The organism is Alteromonas sp. a30, from assembly GCF_026788005.1.
Classification (GTDB): Bacteria; Pseudomonadota; Gammaproteobacteria; order Enterobacterales; family Alteromonadaceae; genus Paraneptunicella.
In genome coordinates this window covers 1-15,939 of record NZ_JABEPE010000005.1, presented here as the reverse complement: position 1 = coordinate 15,939, position 15,939 = coordinate 1, and the positions used below count along the sequence as shown (strand labels likewise).

Here is a 15,939-nt window from a genome sequence, read left to right as displayed (position 1 = left end):
TAGGTTAAGATCGTAAAAAAATTACTAATAAATGTTTGGAAGTAACTTAAAATGGCTAGAAAAGGTAAAGATAACATCCTTGCGGTTGCCTATGGTCAAGCTATCGAGGCTGCAATTGCACGTTCGGGTAAATCATATAAAGAAATATGTAATTGCTTCGATTTAGATGAAAAATCACTATATCGCTACAGGTTGGGTGAGTCACAAGCGCCATTAGAATTGGTGATGGCAATTTGGACGCATTGTGGACTTGAGGTTGCAAAAGAGTTGAGAAACGATATAAAGGATCTCATACGCCGTTCCAAATACGGAACAGCGATACTCAAGCAACTCGGGATAAAATGATTCGACTACTCGTAATACTGATCACAGCCTATTTAACTTTTACGAATATTAACAACGACCACCTGATAGACATGCTGTTTATTTTGGTAGGTGTGTGGGCGCTATACGAGAACCGTTATCATATTAGCATTTACAGCACTATCATTTTCATTATTGCAATGAGAGGTGTTGAATGGGGATTAACAGCTTGGTTAGGCAGCCAGAATCCATTAACGCTGTACCCTACCAATTTGTTCATCGACTTTACAACGGTTCTACTGATCATGCTCAAAGTGCCGTTGGTAAAGGCATTTTCGGAAAAAACAGGTAAGCTTCAATCAGAATTGGAGCACTTACATACCACTGGGACAGACTTCTTATTGACCGGCATCTACGGCTTGTATCTCGTCATTACGTTACTTTCTTTTATTGAGCATTGGTTTCGTCATATTGATGATATTCCATATGCCCACCAATTTTTTGACTACTTACTGCAATTTGAGTGGATTAAAAGCCACTACGCCACCTACCAGATTAATAACGCTCAGGCGCTTTTCGATTACTTCTACCTGCATGCTCGTCATGTCTATGACGCTGCCCCTACCTTTAAGCTATATCTCAATACGTTAGAACATGTTGTGATCCTTTCATCAAGCTATGAATTCATGCGAAGTCACAAAACATTTCACGCTTAAGACAATAGTTTCTCGCACTCCCAAAAATTTCGTCTAGAGTTACAACGCTATGGATTTTTAACTTAGGAGAACTAATGAAACTAAAAAAACTTTGTGCCGTTATTTCCTTATCTTGTATGTGTTCGACGTTCAATGCTCATGCCTGTGATGATGAATCTTTAGGTGATTGGTTGGATGACTTAATTCAGCATACGTTACCCGTAGATTTGCTTGATGTACCAAATAACCCAACACAACCTGACTGTGAATCTGGTCCGAAAAAGCCTGATCCCGAAACCGATTACCCTCAAGAATAGCGCGCTTAAAATTTTTAAGGTGGCGAGTTAAGCGTAATAAAGCAGAGTAGGGATACGTAAATTGCATAGGGACATGCGATGTCGTTGGCTGATTAAGCCATTGCCCGCCAAAAACTATCCTCTCATTTTCAATTGATTCGTTGAATTTTCGTTATAATTACCTAAGCCTCTTGATACTTGTTCCAAACTACCAGTTACCGGTAGATAATTAGGCGTAAACCACTCAGTCGCAGAAAGCGGTTGTGGAGCCTACATGGAAGTATCTATGGCGAGTTTGCGGGATGACTGACAATTAAACACAGCTATTTAGAAAAAGCTTAAAGGTTTCACTCATTGTCCTATTTTTTATTGAATTTCTATTTAAAAAAGTATCTTAATGCATTGAAAGTGAAGCTGGCGTTGTACAGTGTTGCTTTGTTATTCAATTTCGGCGGATAAATTGCTCAATCAAGATAGATTTGTTAGCTTTGAACGAATCAGTTGGGTAAACTTACTGGCGAAATTCGGGTTTGGGGCGATATAGAGGTACCACGGTGAACAGTTTTAATAAGATCCATACGTTAAAATGTCGATGTGGTGGTGAACCGACCAAACCTCGTAAGATAGGAGAGTGCGGTGATAGATGGATCATCGAATGCAGCATAGCACGTTGCAATGCTAAGAATATTTGTCAAGGCAGAGATGAGACCATTAGCGGATGGAATAGACTGTGTGAGCATTTGTATCGATAGCACTCAGTTATCATGGGCATGATTTCGGTACATCTGTTAGATTCAATTAACCTCGCTTTTCAGTATAAAAGACAGAGAAAAGCTAAGTAATTCAGCGTTGGAGCATTTGCTTGGTTAAACTACTATTAGTTGATGATCACGATTTAGTAAGAAATGGCATTAGACGTATTTTAGACGATGTTGCCGGATTTCAAGTCGTGGCAGAAGCGCAAACCGGTGAAGAAGCGATAAAAATATGTCGTAAGTCACCACCCGATATTGTGTTAATGGATATGAGTATGCCAGGGATCGGAGGCTTAGAAGCAACTAAACAAGTGTTGCGTATTTGCCCTGATGTCAAAGTCATTGCTTTATCCGTTCATAAAGAAAATCCTTTCCCTTCTAAAGTGATGCAAATGGGGGCCTTTGGTTACTTGACTAAAGATGCCGCACCACAAGAAATGATTATTGCTATTCAAAAAGTAGCGGTTGGTCAGAAATACATCGCACCAGAAATTGCTCAGCAGATTGCCTTAGCGCAAATTAGTGCAAAAGAAGGCGATCCGTTAAAGCAACTTTCTGAAAGAGAGTTACAGATAATGTTGATGCTGACCAAAGGTGTGAAAGTGCCTGAAATAGCAAGTCAGTTAAATATCAGCACAAAAACAGTGAATACCCATCGTTATCGTATGTTTGAAAAGCTTAATGTAGATTCTGATGTTGAACTTACGCATTTAGCTTTGCGCCATAATTTGATTAACCCCCATCCGTTGTAATGCCCCAAACTGAGTTCGATTATAAAACGTTTCTTAAGAACCTAACGCAACAACCTGGTGTGTACAGGATGTACAACCAGAAAGAAGAAGTGATATACGTAGGTAAAGCGAAAAATCTCAAGAAGCGTGTTAGCAGCTATTTTAAAGCCAATCTTGATTCGTTGAAGACCCTTTCATTGGTCAAGCAAATTGCTTCTATGGATGTAACCGTTACACACACAGAAACCGAAGCGTATATTCTTGAAAATAACTATATTAAGAAGTACAAACCTCGTTATAACGTGCTTCTACGTGATGATAAGTCCTATCCATTTATTTTTCTTTCTGGTCACAAACATCCTCGACTAACCGTTCATCGAGGTGCCAAAAAAGAAAGCGGCGAGTATTTTGGTCCTTATCCCAGTGCTTGGGCCGTGAGAGAAAGTTTAAGGTTAATGCAAAAAGTCTTTCCGGTGCGTCAGTGTGAAGATGCGTACTATCGTGCTCGTTCAAGACCGTGTTTGCAGCATCAATTAAAACGTTGCTCTGCGCCATGTGTTCCAGGCCATGTGTCTGACGAAGAGTACGCTCAGCAAGTTAATTTGGCGAGAATGTTTCTAAAAGGCAAAAGTCATCAAGCTATTGAAACCATGGTCGAGATGATGGAGCAGGCGAGCCAATCCTTAAACTTTGAAAAAGCAGCGTTGTACCGTGATCAAATTGCAGCGTTACGTAAAGTGCAAGAACAACAATGGGTCAGTGGCGAACAAGCCGAACTCGATGTCTTCGGATTTGCATTTAAAAATGGTTTAGCTTGTATCCAAGCCTTTTTTATTCGCGATAATAAACTCCTCGGTAGCAAGAACTATTTCCCCAAACTTCCCAATAAAGAGGACTCAGATGTTGATGTTTTTCAGTCTTTTCTTTTGCAGTTCTATTTAGCGGGTAATAAGTCTATTCCTAAACAAATTGTACTCCCTATTAAAATTGATGATGCAGCAGAGGTGGAAACGCTTCTAACCAAGGAAGCTGGTCACAAAGTGCAGTTTTATTATGGGGCCCGTGATGAGAAAAAGCGTTATTTGAAACTGGCAAACACTAACGCCGAAAGCGCTTTAGAAGCACAACAAGCGAATCAAAAATCTATTCGAGCAAGGTTCTTAGAATTAGAAACGATTCTTGAGTTGCAACAACCTCTACAACGTATGGAATGTTTTGATATTTCGCATACATCAGGGCAACAAACCGTGGCATCTTGCGTCGTGTTTAATCGTGACGGACCATTAAAAACAGATTATCGGCGTTACAACATTGAAGGTATTACTCCGGGAGATGATTATGCGGCCATGGCTCAGGTGCTAAAACGGCGTTTTAAACCTTCAATAGCGCAGGAGAAAATGCCTGACATCGTATTTATTGATGGAGGTAAAGGGCAGTTAGCCCAAGCTGAAGCATATTTCGAAAATTGGCAGGGCGAGAAGCTACCCTTGCTTATCGGTATTGCCAAAGGAACAACACGTAAACCCGGCTTAGAAACACTCATCTTAGCTGGAAATCATGATACTATCCCCATGGAAGCCAACTCACCTGCGTTGCATCTAATTCAACATATTCGTGACGAATCGCATCGCTTTGCCATTGCAGGACATCGACATAAGCGGCAAAAAGTCAAAACAAAATCCAAGTTAGAAAATATTCCAGGTGTCGGCGCAAAACGTCGTCAAGCGATGTTGAAATATTTAGGCGGACTTCAAGAAGTGATGAGCGCCTCCCCAGAACAATTAGCAAAAGTACCGGGAATAAGTATTGAATTAGCAACGCATATCCACGACTATTTGCACAACTAAAATCCAGAGCAATTTCTGGTTAATTTTTTCGAGAGCCTAAATACATATCTATGATGCTAACCATTCCTAACCTATTAACAATGCTTCGTGTCGCCCTTATCCCTATTTTTGTTGTTGTGTATTTCTTGGATTGGAAGTGGGCACATCAAATGGGCGCGTTTATCTTTTGGTTTGCAGCGATAACAGATTGGTTTGATGGTTATTTGGCTCGGAAACTAAAACAAATGTCTCCCTTTGGCGCGTTTCTTGATCCAGTAGCCGATAAACTTATTGTTGCGGCAGCACTGTTGATGATTACCGACACCTATGCATCCCCTTGGATCACTATTCCGGCGGTGCTGCTAATGGCGCGCGAGATATTCATTTCAGCACTCAGAGAGTGGATGGCTATACACGGACAATCGGACACAGTGAAAGTTTCATTTTGGGGCAAAGCAAAAACCATGGCACAAATGTTGGCCTTGATAGGTTTGTTGTCTGAATTGGAGCACCTGCCAATAGGAGAGGTTGTTATTCCACTTTATTGGCAGACGCTTGGATTTATTTTGCTCTATATCGCGACAGTGTTATCCGTATTTTCTATGGTGCAATACATCGTTGCAGCAAAACAGTTTCTTTTGAATCCTATTTATCAGAGAAAAGAATAGGAATTGTTGTTTAATCAATATCCAGTTTGCACAAAAATATAACAAATAGATGGGGCTTAAGCTAAAAAAGCAGCAGTCGAATCAAAAGCCTCAATTTTATTGTTGACACTCAACGTCTTATCCGTAGAATGCACAGCACTTGAGGCGCACAAGCGATTGGGGCCCTCAAATCAGGAAATGCGGGAATAGCTCAGTTGGTAGAGCACAACCTTGCCAAGGTTGGGGTCGCGAGTTCGAATCTCGTTTCCCGCTCCAATTTCCTGGCGGGTTGGCAGAGTGGCTATGCAGCGGATTGCAAATCCGTGGACCTCGGTTCGACTCCGGGACCCGCCTCCATACAATTTATTTGCCCGGGTGGTGAAATTGGTAGACACAAGGGATTTAAAATCCCTCGAAGGTAACTTCGTGCCGGTTCAAGTCCGGCCCCGGGCACCAATTTCAAAAAGCCAGTAAATTCAATAGTTTACTGGCTTTTCTCGTTTCTGAGCCAGCCTAAAATTAACCTGTCAAAATTCCTCAAAAATACCCTAGGCCGACATTAGGCTGACATTGCGAGTTCGTTTTGGTTACTAAGTTTAATTTCAACACCGTCAATTTTTAGAGGATTGAGTTCTAAAATTTTATCTAGATTGTCCGGTGCAAACGCTAGGTAGATTGCTGTTGTTGAAATATGGCTGTGGCCTAATATTTTTTGCAGTACGTGAATACTGCCTCCTTCCTCCATAAACGTAACGGCGAAGCTATGCCTTAGAACGTGAGTAAGCTGTCCTTTAGGTAATCTAATATTTGCTCGCTCGATAGCTGCTTCAAATGCGCTTCTTGATTGAGGGAATATGCTTGAGCTACTTTCAGGTTTATGTGTTTTAAGCAAGTGAGCCAATTCTTCAGGTATGGGTATTAGTCTGCGTTTGTCATTCTTTGTTTCTACAAACTGAATTCGATTTCCTTTCACCTGTGAACGCTTCAAGCTATTTATCTCTGACCAGCGGGCACCTGTTGCAAGTCCGATCATAATCATTAATTTGATGTGTGGGCTTCGGCTACGGTCACAAGCACTTAATAGACGTTTGCGCTCGTCCTGATCCAAATAAGTGAGTTGAACCTCAGACTCTTTCATTAATTTAATTTTTGAAACGGGGTTAGGGTGGTGCCACTGGTCAAATGAATCAAGTGTGTTAAACATAGCTCGTAAGTAGCTATGATCTCTATTTACTGTTCTTGCAGTTGCTCCGTTCTCTAGACGTTCCTCTCGATACCTACCAAAAGCGGCACCTGTTAGTTTTACTGCTTGGATGTCGCCAACCGAAGTAATGAAGTTTTCAAGCTTGCCTTTTCTTGCTTTCCCGTCCTTTAAGTTTTGCCCATGCAGAGACCACCAAAGTTCAAGCAATTCAGATAATTTCCGTTTATCTTGTTTAATTGATTCCGGCTTTTTTTCGCCTAGCGCTTTAAATCTGTCCCTTTCTATTTTGGCATCAGCTAACGTTAATGTGGTAGCCTGCTTTCTTGGTCCTTGTAATCCCCACGGTCTGACAACAATCTGATATTTGCCGTTATCAAGCAATGAGATCCCATCAAACTTAGTCTTCTTAATAACTCTAGCCTTTCCCACTGATACAGCTCCGTTTATAAATTCACCATAAATTATCAAGAAAAGCACATCAAAAATCTATCAACTCTTAGTAAGATGAGAAGTAATCGACACGGGGTCGGTTAATTAATGGGATAAAAAATGCCTGTTTGGAGTAGATTATTATGCATTCATTGATTAAAATGACAGCGATTTTAGTTTTAAGTAGTTTATCAAGCGTCACTTTTGCTAACGGTGGTGGGATCAAACCTAATCCTGAACCAAAACCGCAAGGCAGTGAAGCAGTTTGGAAGCGTGATAAAGCGGTTCATATATTTGATTGGGTAAGTTTCCCTACACCGAACCCAAATGCAACCCCCACAACACAAGGTGGCGGGGATGGCGGTTGGCCCGGTGATAAAGATTAAGGTTTTAGTAGTTGTTAGCTTTACTTTTTGAACTAGGCGACAATTTGAAATGGTTGTACTCACTGCTTCTTGTAGTGAGTTTCCTGTATTACAGACAGATTAATAGCCTGTCTGTGACATTGATGTTTCTCACTGTTTCGGAGTGGGCCATGAATCATCTAAGAGATCCCTTATATGATTATGTTATGGAGATGCCTCATAGTGAAGCGGTAGTTGTTTGGAGTCTAACGTGGTTTTTATTCTGCTTTGTAACCATAATTGCTATTCAGTTTTCACACAAAAGGTTGAACCTTTCTTCCACAAAAACCTCACTGTTTGTTGTAACATCTTTTTTGGGCCTTATGGCACTTCAAACGATTCGATTGATCGATGATCAGTTTTTAGATACTACTTGGATTGCTTTGCTTTATCGGTTTGGTGTCCCTTCTATTAATATTTCGATGGGATTTGTTGTTACTTGGGTGTTATTAAAGGAGATGATCTGTGGTAGTCGTATCTATCGTCGTTATTTTGATGGCTATTATTCTGGTATACACCGTAATGAAGGTGATTAAGCCACTACAAAGAGAAGCAACGCCTAAAGTTATACCCAACGAGATCTGCCAAGAATCTATTATATGGTATAGGAATATCATAAGTATGGAAGACGGCGCTGAGAAGTTCAGAGAACTTGATCAATTTAAAGAACATATTTTGTCGTTGGGAAGTAACGAATCTTCGCATCACGCCAAAATAATCAACTTAAGAGAGTTTCGTAGTTAAGTATTTATTTTATTACTTTAACCAGCGTCAACTTGTTTTGGTTTTTCTAGTGCTTCTTCAATATCCCTACCTGTTAATTCCTCAAATAGCATACCAGCCATAAGATCTAATGTTTCATCTGTGGTTTTAACGGTGTGTGCAAAGTATCCAAACTCATAGCCTTGGGTTAGCGTCTTTAAAAAGGCTTTTCTTATTTTAACGAAGTCGTCGGTTAATTTTGTGTCTTTAGGGGGCGCAGGGTGCTGTTTGTCTTCACCAGTGATCAACCAATGCATATCAACACCCGTTAAAATATGTATTTTCCAACAGTCTTCAAATGGTGGGACTTTCTTATTTTTCCAACCTGAAATAACGCTGTGATTACGTCCTAGATAAGCACTTAGCTGACTATTGTTCTTCACTCCAGCAGCTACACACATTCTTTCTAGTATCGCGTTTATATCGAAATTCATATATAGATATGCATTAATGTTATTTGTTGAATATTCGAAGTTTTAATAAAGTTCGAATTGTCGAATATTTGCATCAGTAGATTTAACTAAAACTAAGAACTGAAATCTTGCCGGATTACTCCTTAGTTTTGGCTGACGTTCACAACTAACAGGCGAACACTGGGGATAGTACCATGCAGGCTAATTTAAGCAATCTCATGAAAGAAAATGGTGTTGTTAACATTTGGAGTTTGTTCTCACAAATACCACCGGTAGTAACTCCCGAAGAATGGGCGAGGATCACCAATCAAGACGAAAGAAAGGTAACAGGGCAGGTAGCACATAGAACGGTTCCTGTGGTTTCTTTCGCAGAAGGAAAGGGCACAAAGAAATACATCAGTGTCGTTAGCATTGTTGTTAAAGCGCTAGAGCAAAACGGTTACACCGTTACCGGAGTCGAGAAGGCTTAACAGATGAACCCCACCTGCCTACACCTTAACGGCCCTTGCACTGGAGATTGTGACACATGCTATTCACGAAGCCTCAAATTAAACGAGACCGACAAAGACGAAGTGAACAACACGTTCACGCCGCTATCGCGAGCAGAGGACTTGCCGCCGCCCATGACGCAGCTACCGCCGGAGTAAGGGCCGAACTTGGCATGTTGACGTGCGGCACTTGGTTTGAAAATAAAATCGGTGAGCAAGGTGAGCTTATCCCTGCTTTCAAATGTTGGGCAAATAAACGTGTAAAAGACATGGTGCAAAAAGTCGGCACTAAAATCACCTTAGACTTACTAAAAAAAGAAATCGGTAACTACCTCGATAGGGTGGTGATTCATTCCGCCTTTGGCACCTTTGATTGCACAATGGATGAATACCGCCTCATTCAGTTTGCCAATCAAGCCGCTAAAAAAGCCTCGCAGTACATCATCAAAAAGGGCGAAACGCAGGGAGCCGCCGTTTATTTACTGTCACGCCTTAGCCCTTTTGGTTTTTCCCTTGATAGCGTTGAAACCCTAGAGGGCGTATTAGCGCGATTAGCCGATGAATATTGGTGGCGCGCTAAACTAAGACGCCTTCAAGATGAGCGCTTAGAAACCTTACAGCGAGACCTGCATTACGTGGGTGGCTCGCGTATGTGTTATCTCTCCGATGTTACCTTCAGAAAAAAATCCATCCGCGCCCATTCCAATCAAGAGACTTTAGAAAACCTCTATGCGGTATCCGATGATTTCGGCTCGGAAAAGTGGGTGAACGTGGCAGAAGCCGCCAGCGCATCACAATCTAACCCCATCAACCGCGCGGCATTTATGGCGGTGCGTATCAAAGGCTTAAAAGAGCTTGCCCAAAATGAAGGCATGGAAGCGGCCTTTATCACCATCACTGCGCCGACACGTTTTCACAGTACCTTAAAAAGCGGGCAGCCTAACCCCAAGTATGTGCAAGGCTGTAATGCGCGTCTTGCGAACCAATGGTTTAAAAGCGTATTTCAGGCCATCCGCTCACATTGGCAGCGCCAGAAGCTGACCCCGTTTGGTTGTAAAGTCACCGAGCTTCATCATGATGGCTGCCCCCATTGGCACATCCTCTTGTTCGCACCACAAGCGCAAATGTCAGAGATTGAACACATCATGTCTCACCATGCCTTAAAAGATGGCGGCGACCAACTCAAGGATAAAAAAGTGCGTTTTGAGTGGGTCAATATCAACCGCTTAAAGGGCGACCCTGTGAGCTACGTTATCAAGTACGTAGCAAAGGGCCTTGATTCATCCCACCTCGACAACGTTCAAGACATCAAAAACGGCGTCACCAGCGCTGATGAAAATCATATCGCCACACAAAAAATGAAAATGGGGCTAAGTGCTGCTGGCATTCAGCAGTTCGGTTTTTTTGGTATCCCCGCCGCCACTTCAACCACATGGCAGGAGTTAAGACGCATGGGTAAACAAGACGAAGGACTTAAACAAGTCGAAATGCAAGCAAGAAGGTTGAACCTCTCGGAGCTTGAGCGCTTCACCTTGACCCTGTTGTATCAGGCAGCGGATAGGGGCGATTGGGCCGCTTATTGTATAGCGATGGGCGGTATTTATGCCAAGCGCACCGATGCGCCGTTAAAAATCCTCTACAGCACCGCCGAAGCCATGCAAAGCATGACCGATGCCGTTCACGATGAAGAAGCGCAAAGATTAAAACACGGCTTGCGCGAGCTTAACCGCTACGGCGAGCCACCCGCCGCCAAAGTCAAAGGTATCACCATTAAATGTGATTGGCGCGCGGTGCATTTAGTCACACGCCAAGCCCATTACCGCATTGTCACCAAAGCCGAGTACCAGCAATCTGAGACCGCCATTATGAAGCACACCCTTTGTATGATGGATGTGTGGGAAAAAGCCGAGTTCTTCCAGCAGCTTGCACAAGCGCGCTATGAGCAAATCATGGACATGGTCGACGAGGCGCAAAGTCGCATTGATGGTTTCATTGTGCTCGATGTTGAGGACTACTTGGACCAAGCAAGCGCGCTGTGCGGCCCCTATGGGGACGCAGCAGACGCGTTTGATTAAGGTCCTCTCGGACTTGTGTCAATAACAATATTTTTTATGAAAAAGAGGAAATAATCATGAAAGCTAATGGCCTTTTAGTTGAAATCACGCATCGCGTGAATGACAAAACCAAAAAGCAATCCGCAGTGGCGCAAATACTGTTCAAAGACCCCGCGCAGTTAGTGCCTGTCACCGTCAATAACACCCAAGTGGAAAACGGGTTTTATGACGTATTAAAAGACTTCACAGGTAAAGAAATGGATTTTTGTATCAAGCTAGAGGAATTCAAGTTCCCCGATGATAACGGCAAGATGGTTGAAATCACTCGCATGGGCTTAAGCGATTTACCCGAACAAGCCCAAAAAGCCCTTGAAAACCGCAACGCCCAAAGCCAGCAGCAGCGCGAAGCGTTGAGTCAATCTGCTGCGCAGAGTAAAGCCAAAGCGCAAGCGGATAAAACGCAACAACAAAAAGAGCCAGCAGATAACCGAGCCACAGCCTAACGCAAAGCTAAATAGTCAACCGGAGTAAAGCCCATGAATGAATGTCATGCCGTTAGGCAACGTATTTTAGATATTGCCGTGAAGCTTGAGCAATCAGGCGACCCGCAACTTGTGCCAGATGACCTATTCGATATGTGTACCGATGCCATTGCCGATTTAGAGCTGGCCCTTGAAAAACTCAATGCGTTAGACGCCTAAAAGGCCACTAACAGCACCTTTAAACGGAAAAAATCATGGCGATTTGCATTGTTGTTCAACCGGATGGAACGCTGACTCAAGGCCGTTTTGACCCTGAAAGCCTGAGCCTAGAGAGTCAAAGTGATACCTGTCCTTATGTGCTTGTTACCAAGACCGAAGCCCAGCGCTTTGTGAGCGGAACACAAGTGGTTGAGGAGTTGCAACAACTGGCAAGCGCGTATTTTGATTTTGACCCCGAAGCCTTTTCTTACTTGCAAGCATGGATACTGGCAAGTTTTATCGCGGCGTTTGGTGCGGCGCGATTAGCCTCATGGATGAAAAATTAAACCTTAACTATTAATCAAGCGAGATAAAACAATGATTAACAATCTAATGAACAGAGCAAAACACAACTACCACAAAACAGCCGATGCCATCGGCGATAAAGCCTTTCGTGTGGGGCTTGCGCTAACAGGCGGGTTTGTGGCAACAGGCGTAAACGCAGCGGATTACACTTCACTTATTACCACCGCTGAAACCGATGCTACCGCCAACAACAGCGCAGGTATTGCCGCTTATGTCACCATTGCCTTACTTGGCTTTGGTGTCGGTTGGTTGGTGACGTGGCTTAAACGCTAAGAACGTAAACCCGTGTGCATAGGTTAGAGGGGGGCGCATGGCTCCCCTTTTTTGTTTTTAACGAATAAGCCGAGTAAGAGGATATGAAATATTTAAGTGTTTTTCTACTGCTCGCGGCAAACGTTCACGCCTTGCCGCACTATTTCGATAAGGTCGAGCCGGTTCAGGTTGATGCGGTGGTGGTCTCTGAAATCCTGCCCTCGTTAGGTGGCGATATTGGCTTAGATGTGAATTTGTACTGTCAGCGCGCTGCTCAAATTCAAAACCAAATACAAAACCAAATACAAAACCAAATACAAAACCAAACACAAGAGCCTTTGTTTTCCGTGAGGCGCGTCACCTATAACGGCGAGTCAGGGATAGGCACGTGTGAATTGGTAGGCGGTCCATTGTACACGCCAGCAACACCCGTTATTCATACGCGTTTTGCTGATGATGTCTACCCAACACGCTTTCGGGGCATGAGCTATAACAGTGCAACGGTTTACCAGTATTGTGATATTCAGCTAAGAACGGTATCAAATAGCGCTTACAGCCTTGCCCCCGAAGCGGTGACACTGGGCATTTCAAGCTCCACCATTCAATGTTACTCAACCGATACCGCCGTTCGGCCTCAATGGTTTTACTATAACGTGAATGTCGAAGGGGTCAGCGCGTTTGATTGTGAAACAGGCACCTTGTTAAACGATGCGTGTTTTGTCGGCCTTGATGAACAAACGGTTTCCTTTGAAGTGGTGACTTATGTCATTCCCCCAAGTGTTACCTGTCCTGATGCCTATCCCGAACTTAATGAAACTGCCTCCTTTTGCACGGTAGCAGGTGCCACCAATCAATCCTACATCGAGCAACAATTACAAAGCGACAAAACCGATGGCGCATTTAAGCATTTACCCCTTGCCATTAGTGCTTTTGTGGCAACTGGCTCTCTTGGTTTTGGGGTGTATCAACTCGCGCAGAGGGTACGCCGATGATTACCACCATCTTATTTTTATGTTTAGTCAATAGCGCGGTGTTGTGCGGCATTTATGCCGGAACGGGGGGTAAGGCATGAATGTCGAGTATAGAAACAGCAATGCGATAAAAGCTGAGCGCGACAATAACAACGCATGGTTTGTCGGGGCTTGCTGGCGCTTGGTGTGGGCGGCAATAGTTGGGTTTATTTTACTGCTCACCTTGGATGCACAAAGCGCGGTATTTGATAGCGAATTTAGCCAAAATCCCGCCACGGTGCCGCTAGAAACCGTTATCAGACCGAGCAACTACGCAGGTTTACACCTAAGCAAACAAGAAGCGGGGGAGCGTTTTTGTGCCGAGCAAACTAACATACTGCAACAAAGCGCAGATAACCTAAGCCAATACAGTAACTTTACCTGTTTTTGGTATGACCCAAACACCATCAGGCTTGAATACACTTTCACAACCTATTGGTCTGACGGTGAGGTAAGGGAGCAGGTTCAAGGCGGCAGAGGCACGTTAGTGATTACCGAAGTAACCCAAGTGCCACAATGCCCACCCGAAGACCCACAATTCATTGATTACACTTACGGCAAAGAAATTGAAAACGGGCTAGGCTGCTTTAATCTTGATGATGTGCTGGCGCGTGATAGCTGCCCCGATTCAGTCAATGATGGCGCGTTCGTATTACCGCAGCTTGACAACACCGCCTCGAAAATCTGTCATGCAAAAGACGATGGCAGCTTATGCGCTTATGATTTAAATGAAGGGGTGTATGTCGCCAATTTTGAAGAAAACCGAAGTTGTTACACCGAAGACAACCCCGATACCTACGACGATTCCAGCCTAGACCCACAAGAAGATAACAACCAGTGCCATGATATAGGCAACGGCGTTTTAGCCTGTCCCGAAGACCCCAATAACGTGTGCAACGATACCTCAGGGTGTCAATCCGGCTGTGGCACCGTGGCGGTTAATGGCTCCGAGCCTGTGTTTATGTGCCTAAGTGATGATACAGACGGTGACGGTATCGGCGATTATGCCGACCCCGATATTGATGGTGATGGTATCCCCAATGAGCAGGATTTAGATAATGATGGTGATGGCATCGACGACCCTGTTTATGACAATGGCAATAGCGCTGGAGGCAGCAACCAAACTATCAACATTGATTTAACCCAAACCAATAACCTGCTTAATCAAATTAAAAGCGGTGTTGATGACCTTGGAAATACGCTTGGCAACACATTAGATAACATCGAAGATGAACTAAAAGCCGATTTTACCGAAGGCGCAGCGGGTAGAACATGTAATGCACTGTGTGACCTATTCAGTGAAGACGATTTAAACCAAATTCAAAACGACATCAGCAGCGCAACCACCGAATTTCATACCCTCGTTGACAGTGTAAAAGCCGAAGCGAGCCGCTTTTTTAAGTTCGATGTCAATTTCACCACCTTTGAATCTTATAGCTGGGATTTTGGTTGGGCGGCTAAAACCTTTTCTCTTGAATCATTCCGCGAATACTTTGATTTAATGGGCATTATCGTTTTGATAATTGCGGGGCTTACCGCTATTAAGGTGGTGCTCTCATGATAGCTTTACGCATTGCTCAGTATTGGCGCACAAGCAGCCTGTCGCTAGTGACCGCAACACTAAAAGCAAAAACAAAACCAAAAGCAAAACCAAAACCAAATCTAAAAGCAAAACCAAATCTAAAAGCAAAACCTCAGCCCTTAACCACCATGCTTTTCATCGCGGCATTCAGTCTTGTTATGGCAACCCCCGCTTATGCCGGAACAGGATTGGGGGATTTCTTTTCATGGATAACAGGGTGGGGCGAAGACCTATACCAGCTTGTCACCAATGACGTACCGAATATGTTTGAGCGCATGTATGCATGGCTCGTGTATTGGGTCACTTTTATCAAAATATCCTTAATGATTTCATCTATTCAATTTAGCTGGGGCGTTGCCAAAGTCATTCTCGATGATTTCGGCTGGACGCTATTAATCAACACCCTATTAACCAGCTTACCCCAAGACACCCAAGCGCTGATTTATGCATTAAAACTGCCGACCGCCTTTGAATGGGTACTTACCGCCTATTTAACCCGCTTTGTGCGCCAAGCGATTTAAGGCCATGTAAAAGTAAGCCCAAACAAAAGCGCAAAAAGACAAACAACAGGAGAATAAAACAATGGCGACAAAAGGTTATCACGGCGTTCCCGGCTCCTATAAAACCTCCAGCGCGGTCTGGTATGACTTAGTGCCAGCACTGAGGGCGGGGCGCTTGGTGGTGACTAATGTAGAAGGGATGCGCCCCAAAGCAGAAATTGAAAAAGCCCTAAATGAAACCTTTCCAGCGTCTGCGGATGTATGGCGCATATCCAGCCAAACCGAAGCAGGGCTAAACCTGTGGCGTTACTTTTATTGCTGGATGCCGTGCGGGGCCTTTGTGCTCATGGATGAAATTCAACAGATTTACCCCGCAGATAGAAGCTTTAAATCCACCGATTACAACTACAAACCCATCGAAAGCTTCACGCAGTTAAAAGACTACATGATAAAACGCTATCACCGAGACATTGGCAGAAAAGGCGACACAACCGAATCAGCCGACATCGACGACTTAGGCGAAATCATCTACAACGATGACG

Annotated in this window: 21 protein-coding genes and 3 tRNA genes; 22 read left to right on the top strand and 2 right to left on the bottom strand. The window is 43.6% G+C overall.

Features of this window, described 5'->3' with window-relative positions:
• Positions 1-51: 51 nt before the first annotated feature.
• The 9 genes from HJG39_RS06590 (at position 52) to HJG39_RS06550 (ending at position 5,709) form a co-directional block, all read left to right on the top strand.
• On the top strand, positions 52-345 hold the full coding sequence (locus tag HJG39_RS06590) for a hypothetical protein (RefSeq protein WP_268408044.1): 294 nt from the start codon (positions 52-54) through the stop codon (positions 343-345).
• Positions 342-1,019, top strand: a complete 678-nt coding sequence (locus HJG39_RS06585; protein ID WP_268408042.1) for a hypothetical protein — start codon at positions 342-344, stop codon at positions 1,017-1,019. The genes HJG39_RS06590 and HJG39_RS06585 overlap by 4 nt, the downstream gene beginning before the upstream one ends.
• A gap of 74 nt (positions 1,020-1,093) precedes the next feature.
• A complete protein-coding gene (locus tag HJG39_RS06580; RefSeq protein WP_268408039.1) occupies positions 1,094-1,315 on the top strand; it encodes a hypothetical protein in 222 nt (73 codons plus the stop codon).
• A gap of 841 nt (positions 1,316-2,156) precedes the next feature.
• On the top strand, positions 2,157-2,801 hold the full coding sequence (uvrY, locus tag HJG39_RS06575; protein ID WP_268408036.1) for a UvrY/SirA/GacA family response regulator transcription factor: 645 nt from the start codon (positions 2,157-2,159) through the stop codon (positions 2,799-2,801).
• The gene (gene uvrC, locus HJG39_RS06570; RefSeq protein WP_268408032.1) at positions 2,801-4,627 is read left to right on the top strand and encodes an excinuclease ABC subunit UvrC; all 1,827 of its coding nucleotides are present in this window, start codon (positions 2,801-2,803) and stop codon (positions 4,625-4,627) included. Before uvrY ends, uvrC begins: the two co-directional genes overlap by 1 nt.
• Positions 4,628-4,680: 53 nt before the next feature.
• Complete coding sequence (pgsA, locus tag HJG39_RS06565) at positions 4,681-5,274, top strand: CDP-diacylglycerol--glycerol-3-phosphate 3-phosphatidyltransferase (RefSeq protein ID WP_268408272.1); 594 nt, start codon at positions 4,681-4,683, stop codon at positions 5,272-5,274.
• A gap of 179 nt (positions 5,275-5,453) precedes the next feature.
• Positions 5,454-5,529 (top strand) — tRNA-Gly (locus HJG39_RS06560).
• A 7-nt stretch (positions 5,530-5,536) separates the two neighbouring features.
• Positions 5,537-5,610: transfer RNA gene (locus HJG39_RS06555), tRNA-Cys, on the top strand.
• Between the two features lie 12 nt (positions 5,611-5,622).
• Positions 5,623-5,709 (top strand) — tRNA-Leu (locus HJG39_RS06550).
• Between the two features lie 103 nt (positions 5,710-5,812).
• On the opposite strand, the gene HJG39_RS06545 is transcribed toward HJG39_RS06550, so the two are convergent.
• Positions 5,813-6,886 carry a phage integrase gene (locus HJG39_RS06545; protein ID WP_268408028.1) on the bottom strand — a complete coding sequence of 358 codons (1,074 nt, stop codon included), beginning with the start codon at positions 6,884-6,886 and terminating at the stop codon, positions 5,813-5,815.
• Between the two features lie 143 nt (positions 6,887-7,029).
• Between HJG39_RS06545 and HJG39_RS06540 the strand changes: the two genes are divergently transcribed.
• The 3 genes from HJG39_RS06540 (at position 7,030) to HJG39_RS06530 (ending at position 8,034) form a co-directional block, all read left to right on the top strand.
• The gene (locus tag HJG39_RS06540; protein WP_268408026.1) at positions 7,030-7,272 is read left to right on the top strand and encodes a hypothetical protein; all 243 of its coding nucleotides are present in this window, start codon (positions 7,030-7,032) and stop codon (positions 7,270-7,272) included.
• A gap of 149 nt (positions 7,273-7,421) precedes the next feature.
• Positions 7,422-7,826, top strand: coding sequence for a hypothetical protein (locus HJG39_RS06535; protein WP_268408023.1), 405 nt, complete (start codon positions 7,422-7,424; stop codon positions 7,824-7,826).
• An 85-nt stretch (positions 7,827-7,911) separates the two neighbouring features.
• Positions 7,912-8,034 (top strand): hypothetical protein, encoded by a 123-nt coding sequence (locus tag HJG39_RS06530; protein WP_268408020.1) that lies wholly within the window; start codon positions 7,912-7,914, stop codon positions 8,032-8,034.
• Positions 8,035-8,051: 17 nt separating this feature from the next.
• Here HJG39_RS06530 and HJG39_RS06525 read toward each other — a convergent pair whose 3' ends face one another.
• Positions 8,052-8,486, bottom strand: a complete 435-nt coding sequence (locus HJG39_RS06525; RefSeq protein WP_268408019.1) for a helix-turn-helix domain-containing protein — start codon at positions 8,484-8,486, stop codon at positions 8,052-8,054.
• A 173-nt stretch (positions 8,487-8,659) separates the two neighbouring features.
• On the opposite strand from HJG39_RS06525, the gene HJG39_RS06520 reads away from it, so the two are divergent.
• The 10 genes from HJG39_RS06520 to HJG39_RS06475 all read left to right on the top strand — a co-directional run.
• The gene (locus tag HJG39_RS06520) at positions 8,660-8,935 is read left to right on the top strand and encodes a hypothetical protein (RefSeq protein WP_268408016.1); all 276 of its coding nucleotides are present in this window, start codon (positions 8,660-8,662) and stop codon (positions 8,933-8,935) included.
• 56 nt (positions 8,936-8,991) lie between these two features.
• Complete coding sequence (locus tag HJG39_RS06515; protein WP_268408013.1) at positions 8,992-11,028, top strand: replication endonuclease; 2,037 nt, start codon at positions 8,992-8,994, stop codon at positions 11,026-11,028.
• A 56-nt stretch (positions 11,029-11,084) separates the two neighbouring features.
• Complete coding sequence (locus HJG39_RS06510) at positions 11,085-11,510, top strand: hypothetical protein (protein ID WP_268408010.1); 426 nt, start codon at positions 11,085-11,087, stop codon at positions 11,508-11,510.
• A 33-nt stretch (positions 11,511-11,543) separates the two neighbouring features.
• Positions 11,544-11,708 (top strand): hypothetical protein, encoded by a 165-nt coding sequence (locus HJG39_RS06505; RefSeq protein ID WP_268408007.1) that lies wholly within the window; start codon positions 11,544-11,546, stop codon positions 11,706-11,708.
• A gap of 35 nt (positions 11,709-11,743) precedes the next feature.
• Positions 11,744-12,034, top strand: a complete 291-nt coding sequence (locus HJG39_RS06500) for a hypothetical protein (RefSeq protein ID WP_268408005.1) — start codon at positions 11,744-11,746, stop codon at positions 12,032-12,034.
• A 31-nt stretch (positions 12,035-12,065) separates the two neighbouring features.
• Entirely contained in the window at positions 12,066-12,326 is a 261-nt protein-coding gene (locus tag HJG39_RS06495) for a hypothetical protein (RefSeq protein ID WP_268408002.1), read from the top strand.
• 83 nt (positions 12,327-12,409) lie between these two features.
• Entirely contained in the window at positions 12,410-13,297 is an 888-nt protein-coding gene (locus HJG39_RS06490) for a hypothetical protein (protein ID WP_268408000.1), read from the top strand.
• A 76-nt stretch (positions 13,298-13,373) separates the two neighbouring features.
• On the top strand, positions 13,374-14,876 hold the full coding sequence (locus tag HJG39_RS06485) for a hypothetical protein (protein WP_268407998.1): 1,503 nt from the start codon (positions 13,374-13,376) through the stop codon (positions 14,874-14,876).
• Positions 14,873-15,418, top strand: coding sequence for a DUF2523 family protein (locus tag HJG39_RS06480; RefSeq protein WP_268407995.1), 546 nt, complete (start codon positions 14,873-14,875; stop codon positions 15,416-15,418). The genes HJG39_RS06485 and HJG39_RS06480 overlap by 4 nt, the downstream gene beginning before the upstream one ends.
• Positions 15,419-15,479: 61 nt before the next feature.
• Positions 15,480-15,939 (top strand): zonular occludens toxin domain-containing protein (locus tag HJG39_RS06475; RefSeq protein WP_326849246.1); only part of this gene is annotated, 460 nt, incomplete at its 3' end.

Coding starts and splice junctions, on each gene's coding strand:
- HJG39_RS06490 (WP_268408000.1), top strand. CDS start 12,410: ATGAAATATTTAAGTGTTTTTCTACTGCTCGCGGCAAACGTTCACGCC.
- HJG39_RS06540 (WP_268408026.1), top strand. CDS start 7,030: ATGCATTCATTGATTAAAATGACAGCGATTTTAGTTTTAAGTAGTTTA.
- HJG39_RS06495 (WP_268408002.1), top strand. CDS start 12,066: ATGATTAACAATCTAATGAACAGAGCAAAACACAACTACCACAAAACA.
- HJG39_RS06535 (WP_268408023.1), top strand. CDS start 7,422: ATGAATCATCTAAGAGATCCCTTATATGATTATGTTATGGAGATGCCT.
- HJG39_RS06510 (WP_268408010.1), top strand. CDS start 11,085: ATGAAAGCTAATGGCCTTTTAGTTGAAATCACGCATCGCGTGAATGAC.
- HJG39_RS06580 (WP_268408039.1), top strand. CDS start 1,094: ATGAAACTAAAAAAACTTTGTGCCGTTATTTCCTTATCTTGTATGTGT.
- HJG39_RS06485 (WP_268407998.1), top strand. CDS start 13,374: ATGAATGTCGAGTATAGAAACAGCAATGCGATAAAAGCTGAGCGCGAC.
- HJG39_RS06505 (WP_268408007.1), top strand. CDS start 11,544: ATGAATGAATGTCATGCCGTTAGGCAACGTATTTTAGATATTGCCGTG.
- pgsA (WP_268408272.1), top strand. CDS start 4,681: ATGCTAACCATTCCTAACCTATTAACAATGCTTCGTGTCGCCCTTATC.
- uvrC (WP_268408032.1), top strand. CDS start 2,801: ATGCCCCAAACTGAGTTCGATTATAAAACGTTTCTTAAGAACCTAACG.
- HJG39_RS06480 (WP_268407995.1), top strand. CDS start 14,873: ATGATAGCTTTACGCATTGCTCAGTATTGGCGCACAAGCAGCCTGTCG.
- HJG39_RS06530 (WP_268408020.1), top strand. CDS start 7,912: ATGGAAGACGGCGCTGAGAAGTTCAGAGAACTTGATCAATTTAAAGAA.
- HJG39_RS06525 (WP_268408019.1), bottom strand. CDS start 8,486: ATGAATTTCGATATAAACGCGATACTAGAAAGAATGTGTGTAGCTGCT.
- HJG39_RS06585 (WP_268408042.1), top strand. CDS start 342: ATGATTCGACTACTCGTAATACTGATCACAGCCTATTTAACTTTTACG.
- HJG39_RS06500 (WP_268408005.1), top strand. CDS start 11,744: ATGGCGATTTGCATTGTTGTTCAACCGGATGGAACGCTGACTCAAGGC.
- HJG39_RS06590 (WP_268408044.1), top strand. CDS start 52: ATGGCTAGAAAAGGTAAAGATAACATCCTTGCGGTTGCCTATGGTCAA.
- HJG39_RS06520 (WP_268408016.1), top strand. CDS start 8,660: ATGCAGGCTAATTTAAGCAATCTCATGAAAGAAAATGGTGTTGTTAAC.
- HJG39_RS06515 (WP_268408013.1), top strand. CDS start 8,992: ATGCTATTCACGAAGCCTCAAATTAAACGAGACCGACAAAGACGAAGT.